Source organism: Pseudomonas sp. TMB3-21 (assembly GCF_054898145.1).
Genome location: NZ_CM142718.1, coordinates 941,529 through 953,018, shown reverse-complemented (window position 1 = coordinate 953,018; position 11,490 = coordinate 941,529). Strand labels below are relative to the sequence as shown.

Annotated in this window: 10 protein-coding genes; all 10 read right to left on the bottom strand. The window is 60.5% G+C overall.

Translation table 11 applies throughout. From position 1 onward, the window contains the following. Positions 1 to 44: 44 nt before the first annotated feature. A complete protein-coding gene (gene purD / locus ACYZTS_RS04495; RefSeq protein ID WP_461994324.1) occupies positions 45 to 1,340 on the bottom strand; it encodes a phosphoribosylamine--glycine ligase in 1,296 nt (431 codons plus the stop codon). 180 nt (positions 1,341 to 1,520) lie between these two features. Next, entirely contained in the window at positions 1,521 to 3,128 is a 1,608-nt protein-coding gene (purH, locus tag ACYZTS_RS04490; protein ID WP_461994322.1) for a bifunctional phosphoribosylaminoimidazolecarboxamide formyltransferase/IMP cyclohydrolase, read from the bottom strand. A gap of 82 nt (positions 3,129 to 3,210) precedes the next feature. After that, entirely contained in the window at positions 3,211 to 3,531 is a 321-nt protein-coding gene (gene fis, locus ACYZTS_RS04485) for a DNA-binding transcriptional regulator Fis (RefSeq protein ID WP_007945216.1), read from the bottom strand. Next, positions 3,528 to 4,538: a tRNA dihydrouridine synthase DusB gene (gene dusB / locus ACYZTS_RS04480; RefSeq protein ID WP_461994320.1), complete on the bottom strand. Its 1,011-nt coding sequence runs from the start codon at positions 4,536 to 4,538 to the stop codon at positions 3,528 to 3,530. The genes fis and dusB overlap by 4 nt, the downstream gene beginning before the upstream one ends. Before the next feature lie 185 nt (positions 4,539 to 4,723). Further along, complete coding sequence (locus tag ACYZTS_RS04475) at positions 4,724 to 5,950, bottom strand: DUF3426 domain-containing protein (protein WP_461994318.1); 1,227 nt, start codon at positions 5,948 to 5,950, stop codon at positions 4,724 to 4,726. 30 nt (positions 5,951 to 5,980) lie between these two features. Beyond that, the gene (gene prmA / locus ACYZTS_RS04470) at positions 5,981 to 6,859 is read right to left on the bottom strand and encodes a 50S ribosomal protein L11 methyltransferase (protein WP_461994316.1); all 879 of its coding nucleotides are present in this window, start codon (positions 6,857 to 6,859) and stop codon (positions 5,981 to 5,983) included. A gap of 328 nt (positions 6,860 to 7,187) precedes the next feature. Continuing rightward, the gene (gene accC, locus ACYZTS_RS04465; protein ID WP_461994315.1) at positions 7,188 to 8,546 is read right to left on the bottom strand and encodes an acetyl-CoA carboxylase biotin carboxylase subunit; all 1,359 of its coding nucleotides are present in this window, start codon (positions 8,544 to 8,546) and stop codon (positions 7,188 to 7,190) included. A 17-nt stretch (positions 8,547 to 8,563) separates the two neighbouring features. Beyond that, a complete protein-coding gene (gene accB / locus ACYZTS_RS04460) occupies positions 8,564 to 9,025 on the bottom strand; it encodes an acetyl-CoA carboxylase biotin carboxyl carrier protein (RefSeq protein ID WP_028620186.1) in 462 nt (153 codons plus the stop codon). Between the two features lie 48 nt (positions 9,026 to 9,073). Further along, the gene (aroQ, locus tag ACYZTS_RS04455; RefSeq protein WP_028620185.1) at positions 9,074 to 9,526 is read right to left on the bottom strand and encodes a type II 3-dehydroquinate dehydratase; all 453 of its coding nucleotides are present in this window, start codon (positions 9,524 to 9,526) and stop codon (positions 9,074 to 9,076) included. A gap of 131 nt (positions 9,527 to 9,657) precedes the next feature. Further along, positions 9,658 to 11,394 (bottom strand): protein-disulfide reductase DsbD, encoded by a 1,737-nt coding sequence (locus tag ACYZTS_RS04450; protein ID WP_461994312.1) that lies wholly within the window; start codon positions 11,392 to 11,394, stop codon positions 9,658 to 9,660. Between the last annotated feature and the right edge of the window lie 96 nt (positions 11,395 to 11,490).

Sequence of the window (11,490 nt, the reverse complement as noted above, 5' to 3'; positions counted from 1 at the left end):
AGTCCGGCAAGGGCTGAACGCCCTTGCCCGACCGAATGGGTCGATTATTCCAGATTTTCGCCACGCTCGCGGGCAATGGCGCGGTAGCCAATGTCCTTGCGATAGAAACAGCCTTGCCAGTCAATTTGTGCTGCCAGCCGGTACGCTTGCTGTTGGGCGGCAACAACGCTCGCACCCATGGCTGTAGCGCACAAAACCCGACCGCCGGCCGTCACCACTTCGCCATCCTTGAGTGCCGTGCCGGCGTGGAAGACTTTACCTTCCAGCGCGGCGGCCGCATTCAGGCCGCTGATCGCGGTGCCCTTGGCGTAATCGCCAGGATAACCGCCAGCAGCCAGCACGATGCCGACGCTAGGACGCGGATCCCATTGTGCTTCGATCTTGTCCAAAGCCTGAGCCAGCGCAGCCTCGACCAACAGCACAAGGCTCGACTGCAGGCGCAGCATAACCGGTTGTGTCTCGGGGTCGCCGAAACGGCAGTTGAATTCGATGACTTTTGGGTTACCAGCTTTGTCGATCATCAAGCCGGCGTAGAGGAAACCGGTGTAGACATTGCCTTCCTCGGCCATTCCGCGCACGGTTGGCCAGATGACGAGGTCCATGACACGCTGGTGTACTTCGTTGGTCACCACTGGCGCTGGAGAGTAAGCGCCCATGCCGCCGGTGTTCGGGCCGGTGTCGCCGTCGCCGACGCGTTTGTGATCCTGGCTGGTGGCCATCGGCAGTACGTTTTTGCCGTCGACCATGACGATGAAGCTGGCTTCTTCGCCGTCCAGGAATTCTTCGATGACAACGCGCGAACCGGCATCGCCAAACGCGTTACCCGCGAGCATGTCGCGCACCGCGTCTTCGGCTTCGGCCAGGGTCATGGCTACGATCACGCCTTTGCCGGCGGCCAGGCCATCAGCCTTGATCACGATCGGCGCGCCTTTTTCACGCAGATAAGCCAGGGCTGGCTCGATCTCGGTGAAGTTCTGGTAATCGGCGGTCGGGATCTTGTGGCGCGCGAGGAAGTCCTTGGTGAACGCTTTCGAGCCTTCCAGCTGAGCGGCACCGGCGGTCGGACCGAAGCAGTCGAGACCGCGGGCGCGGAACAGATCGACAACGCCAGCCACCAGAGGCACTTCCGGACCGACGATGGTCAGGGAGACATTCTTTTCGGCGAAGTCAGCCAGCTGCTCGAGTGCCAGCACGTCAATGTCGACGTTTTCGCATTTGGCTTCGATGGCGGTGCCGGCGTTGCCCGGCGCGACAAATACTTTTTGCACGCGCGGATCCTGAGCCACTTTCCAGGCCAGGGCGTGTTCACGGCCACCGCTGCCAATGATCAAAACATTCATTTAAAAAACCTCGGATGACGCTAATTCTGTGTAGGGCTGGCACCCGCGAACGGAGCAACCCCTGTAGCAGCTGCCGAAGGCTGCGTTAAGGTCGGAACGACCTTCCGGCGAGAAAACGATTACGACCGCTTCGCGGCCGGACGCAGCTTGACGGCAGCTGCTACACCGACCGCGTTTCTGTTAGTGACGGAAGTGGCGCATGCCGGTGAAGACCATGGCGATGCCAGCCTCGTCAGCCGCGGCAATCACTTCGTTATCACGCATCGAGCCGCCTGGCTGGATCACCGCAGTGATGCCAACCTTGGCCGCATTGTCCAGGCCATCCCGGAACGGGAAGAACGCATCGGAAGCCATCACCGAACCGGCGACCTGCAAGCCGGCGTGTTCAGCCTTGATCGCAGCAATGCGCGCCGAGTTCACGCGGCTCATCTGGCCCGCGCCGACACCGATGGTCTGGCGGTTTTTGGCGTAAACAATCGCGTTGGATTTGACGTACTTGGCGACTTTCCAGGCGAAGATCAGGTCGTGGATTTCCTGTTCGGTCGGGGCGCGCTTGGTCACCACTTTCAGGTCATCAGCGCTGATCATGCCGATGTCGCGGCTCTGCACCAGCAGGCCCCCGTTGACGCGTTTGTAGTCCCAGGCGGCGGCACGGTCAGCCGACCATTCGCCGCACGCCAGCAGGCGCACGTTGGCCTTGGCCGCGACAATCGCGCGGGCTTCGGCGCTGACGCTTGGGGCGATGATCACTTCGACGAACTGACGCTCGACGATGGCTTTGGCCGTCTCGGCATCCAGTTCGCGGTTGAAAGCGATAATGCCGCCGAACGCCGATTCGGTGTCGGTTGCGTAAGCCAGTTCGTAAGCCTGACGAATGCCGCCTTCGGCGTCCGGGCTCACGGCCACGCCGCACGGGTTGGCGTGCTTGACGATCACGCAGGCGGGTTTGACGAAGCTTTTCACGCATTCCAGCGCGGCGTCGGTGTCGGCCACGTTGTTGTACGACAGCTCTTTGCCTTGCAGCTGGGTCGCGGTGGCGATGCCGACTTCGGCAGGTTTGGCTTCAACGTAGAACGCCGCGCTCTGGTGCGGGTTCTCGCCGTAGCGCATTTCCTGAGCCTTGACGAACTGGCTGTTGAAGGTGCGCGGGAATTCGCTGCGACCTTCGGTGCTGAGTGTGTCAGCCGCCTGGTTCACGGTGCCCATGTAATTGGCGATCATGCCGTCGTAGGCGGCGGTGTGCTCGAACGCCTTGAGCATCAGGTCAAAGCGCTGAGCGTAAGTCAGGCCACCGGCCTTTAGGCCTTCGAGGACGCTGGCGTAGTCGCTGGCGTTGACCACGATGGCCACGTCTTTATGGTTCTTGGCGGCTGAACGAACCATGGTCGGGCCGCCGATATCGATGTTCTCGATCGCAGTCGGCAGGTCGCAACCTGGTTTGGAGATCGTTGCTTCAAACGGGTACAGGTTGACCGCGACCAGATCGATCGGCTTGATGCCGTGCTCGTTCATGATGGCGTCGTCGACACCGCGACGACCGAGGATCCCACCGTGAATTTTCGGGTGCAGGGTTTTCACCCGACCGTCCATCATTTCCGCGAAACCGGTGTAATCGGCGACTTCCACTGCGGCAACACCGTTGTCGCGCAGCAGCTTGAACGTTCCGCCGGTGGAGAGGATCTCGACGCCCAGCGCTTCAAGCGCCTGGGCAAACTCGAGGATCCCGGTCTTGTCGGAAACGCTGATCAAGGCGCGGCGGATCGGCAGGCGGGTAGTCTGGTCGGTCATTTCAATTTCCATCAAAAAGCAAAGGAGTCAGCAAAAAAGGCGACCGGTTTTACGCGGGCGCCTTTCTGGTTTGATTGAATGCTTACAGCAAATCGTACTGCTTGAGTTTCTTGCGCAGCGTGCCCCGGTTGAGTCCGAGCAGCTCGCTGGCCTTGGTCTGGTTGCCCTTGACGTAGTTCATCACGCACTCGAGCAACGGAGCCTCGACTTCGGAGAGCACCAGGTTATACACATCCGTGACGGCAGCGCCCTCAAGGTGGGCGAAATAATTGTGCAGCGCCTTCTCGACACTCCCGCGAAGGGTCTGACCTTCTTCGCTCGGCGTATTGAGGTGCTGTTTCAAATTCACGTTGTCGCTCACGGGTGCTGTTCCACTCACTAAAGTCTCGGTCATCATCGTCATGCGGCCACCCCTTCTCCGTCCCCTGCCAGGCTCTTGTAACGTTCGGCGAAGAAGCCCTGAACGTTGGCGCATTGTGCTTCCGTATCTTCCAAACGATTGAATTGGGCGCGAAACTCCCTGGCGCCCGGCAAGGTTGCGAGATACCAGCCCACATGCTTGCGAGCGATACGGACACCCATCACATCGCCATAGAAAGCGTGCAGTGCGGCCAGATGCTCTAGCAGAATGCGTTCCACCTCGATCAGTTCCAGCGCCGGAAGTTTTTCTCCGGTGCCCAGGAAATGCTCGATCTCACGAAAAATCCACGGCCGCCCCTGGGCAGCCCGGCCTATCAACAGCCCGTCGGCACCGGTCGCATCGAGCACGTACCGGGCTTTCTCGGGCGAATCGATATCGCCATTGGCGAACACCGGCATCGACACTGCCTGCTTGATCGCGGCGATGGTGTCGTACTCGGCTTCACCTGTGTACAGGTCGGCGCGGGTGCGGCCATGAACCGCCAACGCCGCGATCCCGGCTTGCTCGGCGATCTTCGCCACCGTCAGACCGTTCCTGTTGTCCCGGTCCCAGCCGGTGCGAATCTTCAAAGTGACCGGCACATCGACCGCCGCCACCACGGCCTGCAGGATCTCGGTGACCAGTGCTTCGTCTTTCAACAGTGCGGAACCGGCAGCCTTGTTGCAGACCTTCTTCGCCGGACAGCCCATGTTGATATCAATAATCTGCGCGCCCAGCTCGACGTTGGCCCGTGCCGCGTCCGCCAGCATCTGCGCATCGCCACCGGCGATCTGTACCGAGCGTGGCTCGGGATCACCTTCGTGGATCATGCGCATCCGCGACTTGCGGGTATTCCACAGACTCATGTCGCTGGTGACCATTTCCGAAACCACCAGCCCTGCGCCCAGTCGCTTGCAAAGCTGACGAAAGGGTTGGTCGGTGACGCCCGCCATAGGGGCGAGGATCAAGCCGTTGTGTAATGTGTATGGACCGATGCGTACCGCCGACATAGGACTTCCCTGTTGTGGGGCCGGATCATTAGAGTTCGAAAAAGGGTGGGCATGATACCCGCTCTCGATGACTGGATAAAGGCTGAATTGAACAAAATCTGAACAGTTATTTTGTTATCGCCAGCGGTTTGGTACGAGCGGTCGCAGTCAGAAATATGCCGCCAAAGCCGTAACGCTGGAGGGCCTCACTCGGGCGAATGAAAGCTCAGGCTGTAGTTCACCGCTTTGGCACCTGGATCGAGAATGTCCAGCGCGATGTGGATGGGCGTTTGCGGCGGCATTTCCGCCATCCCTTCGAGGTCGCCGCCAAGGTACTCGCCTGGCTTGAAGCGACGGCTGGCGATCAGATGACCATTGAGGTCGGCGAAGCGCAGCTCCAGCAGCGGGAACGGCTGGGAAAAGGGTGCGCGGTTGTAGATGATCGCGTCCACCACCAGCGCGCCATTGAACTCGGGATGGCTGCGCACCACCAGATTGCTGCTTTTGACTTTGGCGATGTCGACCTTGGACGGCACGGTGCAGTCAATCAGCGGACACACTTGCTGAAACCACGGACGGTACTGGTCCTGGCGAGCCATTTCGTCAAAGTGATAGGCAATGTACTGGCCGACGAGTGCGCCTGCACCCACAAGGGTCAGCAGCAACCAGAACACCCGGCGGCCCCAGGGCGAGCGGCGCTTTTGCCAGTCCAGTTGCAGCGGGTCGTCGGTCAGGTCTTGCAAGGCCTCGACTCGCTCGGTCGATTCGCTGCGTTCATGGCGCTTGCGCAGGGGCGCGATTGAAGGCAAGTCGTCGTCGAAATCGTCGCTGGCGGCAGACGCCGACAAGCGTTCGTGATGCAGCCGGGCATCAAGCGGATCGTTCAGGCGCAGCTGCGGCGGCTGAGGCTCGTCATCCAGTTCGACCGGTACAAGCGACAACGATGGCTCGGTGCGCGCAAGAATGCCGGTCTCGATCAGCGGTGGCGCAGATTCACTGACGTCGGCTGCCCCGGTTCGATCGACGGCCGACTCGCTGAACAGGCTGTCGGACCATGGCTCATCTTCATGCTCGGTGTTATCCCGGCGCGCACTCAAGCTGTCTTCGCGCTGGCGGACGAATTCGGCAGTCGGCTGGGTTTCCCGCTGTTCAAGTCGCGCGAGCTCTTCGTCCAGATCCAGCGTGTCCAGATCAAGCTCGGTCGCCGACCATTGTTTCTGGCTGATGGCGCGAGGCTCCGCAGTTTCGACGACAGTCGGAGCAACCGGCGCGTCCACATCTTTGCCGGCCTGCTCGAGCAATTGCTTGGCGGCATTGAATACCTGCAGGCACGAGCCGCAACGAACCACTCCGCGGGCCACGCTCAGTTGAGCATGGTTGACGCGGAAGCTGGTTTGGCAATGCGGGCACTGAGTGACGAAGCTGTCGGTCATGCGGCGATCCGGTGTGTGCAGAGGCTCATTCTAGCGCCGACGCCCGGTAATGCGCACCCAGCCATCGCGATTGGCAATCGGGTCCAGATCAAAGTCCTGCGCATAAGCGGCGGCCACTTCGTCGCCCTGTTCGGCAAGAATGCCCGAGAGCGCCAGACGGCCGCCGGGCTTGACCAGGCTGGACAGTTGCGGCGCCAGCGACACCAGCGGGCCGGCGAGGATGTTGGCCACCAGCACGTCGGCCTGAACCTGCGGCAGATCCTCTGGCAAATACAACGGGAACAACACCTCGGCGATGTTGTTGCGCCCTGCGTTATCGCGCGACGCTTCCAGCGCCTGCACGTCGATGTCGGTCCCGACAGCTTCTTTGGCGCCCAGCAACAGAGCGGCAATCGCCAAAATTCCCGAGCCACAACCGAAGTCCAGCACGTTGCAGTCCTTGAGGTCCTGACCGTCGAGCCATTCCAGGCACAGCGCAGTGGTCGGGTGCGTGCCGGTGCCAAACGCGAGGCCCGGATCGAGCAGCAGATTCACAGCGTCCGGTTCCGGCGCCGCGTGCCAGCTCGGCACGATCCACAGGCGCTGACCAAAACGCATCGGCTGGAAACCGTCCATCCAGCTGCGTTCCCAATCCTGGTCTTCGATGATCTCGCTGTGGTTTTCTGGCAACGGACTGCCGGTCAGCAACTCCAGATGGGCCAGCACGCTGGTGGCTTCGGTGCCACCTTCGAACAGCGCCAGCAAGTGGGTGTGCGACCACAGCGGGGTGGTGTTGAGTTCCGGTTCGAAGATCGGCTGATCTTCAGCATCCATGAAGGTCACCGACACCGCGCCCACTTCAAGGAAAGCGTCTTCGTAGGTTTCGGCTTGTTCTGGGCTGATGGCGAGACGGACTTGCAGCCAAGGCATGGCGGGCACCTTTGAAAAATATTGATTGCAGCCTGGCGGGCCGCGATAAGCGCGCAAGTTTACGCGAGCGCGCGGCAGAAGACGACAGGGTAGACGGGGTCCGGAAGTGAACAAATAACCTGTGGCCAGGGGGCTTGATCCCGTTCGGCTGCGCAGCAGTCGCACAACCATCCAATCTCATTGAATCAGACAAACCGGATCGACTGTTTTGGGACTGCTGCGCCGTCCAACGGGGGCAAGCCCCCTCGCCACAGAGTTTTATGAATATCTGAGAAGTGCAGAAACAACAAAGCCGCCCGAAGGCGGCTTTATTGATCAGGCTAAAAGCTTAGTGCTTGTCGCCCGCCAGCTTGTGTTCCAGGTAGTGGATGTTGATACCACCTTTGCAGAAGCCTTCATCGCGGACCAGGTCGCGGTGCAGCGGGATGTTGGTCTTGATCCCGTCGACAACGATTTCGTCCAGCGCATTGCGCATGCGCGCCAACGCTTCGTCACGGGTTGCGCCGTAGGTGATCAGCTTGCCGATCAACGAATCGTAGTTAGGCGGAACCGCATAGCCACTGTACAGGTGCGAATCGACGCGAACGCCGTTGCCGCCTGGAGCGTGGAAATGCTTGACCGTGCCCGGGCTCGGCATGAAGGTTTTCGGGTCTTCGGCGTTGATTCGGCATTCCAGCGAGTGACCGCGAATAACCACGTCCTCCTGGGTGTACGACAGTTTGTTGCCAGCGGCGATGCTGAGCATCTCCTTGACGATGTCGATACCGGTGACCATTTCCGAAACCGGGTGCTCAACCTGAACGCGGGTGTTCATTTCGATGAAATAGAACGCGCCGTTCTCGTACAGGAACTCGAAAGTGCCCGCGCCACGGTAGTTGATGTCGATGCACGCCTTGACGCAGCGTGCGAGGACTTCCTGACGAGCCTTTTCGTCGATGCCCGGTGCCGGCGCTTCTTCAAGAACCTTCTGGTGACGACGCTGCAGCGAGCAGTCACGGTCGCCGAGGTGAATCGCCTGGCCTTGGCCATCGGAAAGTACCTGGACTTCCACGTGACGTGGGTTGGTCAGGAATTTTTCCAGATAGACCATCGGGTTGCCGAACGCCGCGCCAGCTTCAGTGCGGGTCAGCTTCGCGAAGGAGATCAGGTCTTCTTCTTTATGCACAACGCGCATGCCGCGACCACCGCCGCCGCCAGCGGCCTTGATGATCACCGGGTAACCGACTTCGCGACCGATGCGCAGAGCGGTTTCTTCGTCTTCCGGCAGCGGGCCGTCGGAGCCCGGAACGGTTGGCACACCGGCAGCAATCATGGCGTGTTTGGCCGAGACCTTATCGCCCATCAGGCGAATGGTTTCGGCTTTCGGACCGATGAAGGCAAAGCCGGAGTTCTCGACCTGTTCAGCGAAATCAGCGTTTTCCGCGAGGAAACCGTAGCCTGGGTGAATGGCGGTAGCGCCGGTCACTTCAGCCGCGGCGATGATTGCTGGAATGTGCAGGTAGGAGTGGGTGGCCGAGGCCGGACCGATGCAGACGGATTCGTCTGCCAGGCCCAGGTGCATCAGCTCTTTGTCAGCCTTGGAGTAAACGGCGACGGTCTTGATGCCCATCTCTTTGCAGGCACGCAGAATCCGCAGTGCGATCTCACCGCGGTTGGCGATCAGAACTTTTTCCAACTTCGCAGTCATCAAAGTTTCTCCGCGGTTCAAACGATGGTGAACAGCGGTTGGTCGTACTCAACCGGCTGGCCGTCTTCGACGAGGATGGATTCGATCACACCGCTGGTTTCAGCTTCGATGTGGTTCATCATCTTCATCGCTTCAACGATGCACAGGGTGTCGCCTTTCTTCACGGTCTGGCCGACTTCAACGAAGGAAGGCGAGCTTGGCGAAGATTTGCGATAGAAGGTGCCGACCATCGGCGAACGGGCAACGGTGCCGTTCAGAACCGGGGCGGACGGAGCAGCCGGTGCAGCGGCGGCAACCGGAGCGGCAGCAACAGGCGCTGGAGCCGGAGCGTGCATCGGAGCGGGTGCGTAGTACTGCTGAGCAGGGGTCTTGCTGTGACGACTGATACGTACGGACTCTTCGCCTTCCTTGATCTCGAGCTCGTCGATGCCGGACTCTTCCAGCAATTCGATCAGTTTCTTAACTTTACGGATATCCATGAATCATCAACTCCCAAGGGTCGGTCAGGGGCGTTCAACGCTTGTTGTTCAAGCGGTTGCCTGTCTTTCAAGCTGCTCTAGTGCGGCCTCCAGGGCCAGTCGATAACCGCTGGCGCCAAGGCCGCAGATCACTCCCACCGCTACGTCGGAGAAGTAAGAGTGATGGCGGAAAGGTTCGCGTTTGTGCACGTTTGACAAATGCACTTCGATGAATGGGATGCTCACCGCCAGCAGCGCGTCACGTAATGCAACGCTTGTGTGCGTAAAAGCCGCCGGGTTAATCAGAATGAAGTCCACACCTTCGCTGCGTGCAGCATGGATGCGGTCGATCAATTCGTACTCGGCATTGCTTTGCAGGTGCAGCAAATGGTGGCCGGCGTCACGTGCACGGCGTTCCAGGTCCTGGTTGATCTGCGCCAGTGTGGTGGCGCCGTAGGTCCCCGGCTCGCGGGTACCAAGCAAGTTCAGGTTGGGTCCGTGCAGAACCAGTAGCGTTGCCATCTGCTGTTCCTTGTTATCTATGTGCATTTGTCAGAACCCGGCGACTATGCCGCAAAGCCTTTGTGACTGTCCAGTTCTATGCAATAGCCAGCACGATGGCCGATGATTGCGCGAAATTTGTGACCGCCTTGCTAATTCCGGTCATTCACCTTGGCGACGCGTTCGGCGAAGTCCGCGGCATTGATCTCGCCGATCACCCGCACATCGACCCGCTCTGCGCCATCCTTGCCGAAGAACATTAGCGCGGGAGGGCCGAACAGCTTGTAACGGTCGAGCAGGCCGCGTTGTTCAGCGTTACTGGCGGTCATATCGAAACGAATCAGTCGATAGCCTTTGAGACGTTCGACGACGTTGGCGTCAGTGAGCACTTGTTTTTCGATCACTTTGCAACTGATGCACCAGTCGGCGTACCAGTCGAGCAGCAGCGGGGTCGCGGAGTTTTTCGCCCCGGCGAGCACTTGATCCAGCTCGGCCGGGGTGGTGATGGTCTGCCAGGCATCGGCATTTTGTGCAGGTTCGGTCCTCGCAATCGTGCGCGGCTGACCAATCGGACTGAACGGGTCGGTCTGGCCACTGAACGCGCCGTACCAGCATGCCAACGCGTAAAACAGCAGAAACATCCCCAGCAATTGGCCGAGACGTTTGCGCGGTGGTTTGTAAACGAACTCCAGCGCGCCCAGGAATAAACCGACGCCAGCGGCCAGCAAGCCGATCAGCAGCAAGGTGATCTGCCCGGGCACGACGCGGCTGAGCAAGCCGATTGCCAGGCCCAGCAGCAATACGCCGATCGCGTTTTTTACATACACCAGCCACGGTCCGCTTTTGGGTAACCATGCCGCGCCACCGGTGGCTATCAACAACAACGGGGCGCCCATGCCGAGACCGAGCATGAACAATTTGAGCCCGCCACCCACGGCGTCGCCGCTGGCGCTGATGTACAGCAGCGCGCCGGCCAGCGGAGCGGACACGCAAGGTGAAACCAGCAGGCTCGACACCACGCCGAGCACCGCCGCGCCCCACAACGAGCCGCCTTCGGTGCGGCCGGCGATTCGGTCCAGCCGGCTGCTGATCGCCTGCGGCAGCTTGAGTTCGAAGACGCCAAACATCGCCAAGGCGAACACCGCAAAAAACAGTGCGAACGGCACCAGCACCCAGACCGATTGCAGGCGCGCCTGCAGATTCAGCTGCGCGCCGAACATGCCCATCAACGCGCCGAGCAGGGCGAAGCAGGCGGCCATTGGCAGAACGTAGGCGAGCGAGAGATTGAAGCCCCGCCAACCACCGACCTGGCCGCGCAACACCACGCCGGAGAGGATCGGCAGCATCGGCAGCACGCAGGGCGTGAACGTCAGTCCGAGGCCGGCAAGAAAGAACAGCGCCAATTCCTTCCAGCTCCAGGCGGCGGACGTGCTGCCGCCATCGATGCTCAGGCGTTGGGTTTCTGGCGGATAGCACAGGCCTTTGTCGGCGCAGCCTTGATAGCCCACCACGAGGGTGAAGGCGCGTGGATCGCTGCGCGGCAGTTCGACTGCCAGAATCCCGTGGTAAACCTCGACATCGCCGAAGTACTCGTCGTGCTTCTGTTCACCCTTGGGCAGTTGCGCCGGGCCGAGTGTGACGTCCGCCGGGTCGCTGCGAAACTGCAGGCGGTGTCGGTAGAGGTAGTAACCCTCGGCGGCGACGAAACGCAGCTTGATCGATTGCGGCGTGGCTTCGACCAGGCTCAGTTGAAAGGCTTCGCGCACCGGCAGGAAGTCGGCGCTGTTGTTGATCGAACCCAGCGTGGCGCTGGGCCGGCTATCCAGCAAACCGGCGGCGCTGACCGGCAGGGCGAGCACGAGCAACAACAGACAGAGCAAACGGCGCATGACAATCTCGCGTATCGAAAGTGAGGGCATGATAGCTGAGAGTGCATCACGACGCCGACCCGTGCAGGAGCTGCCGAAGACTGCGATCTTTTGATC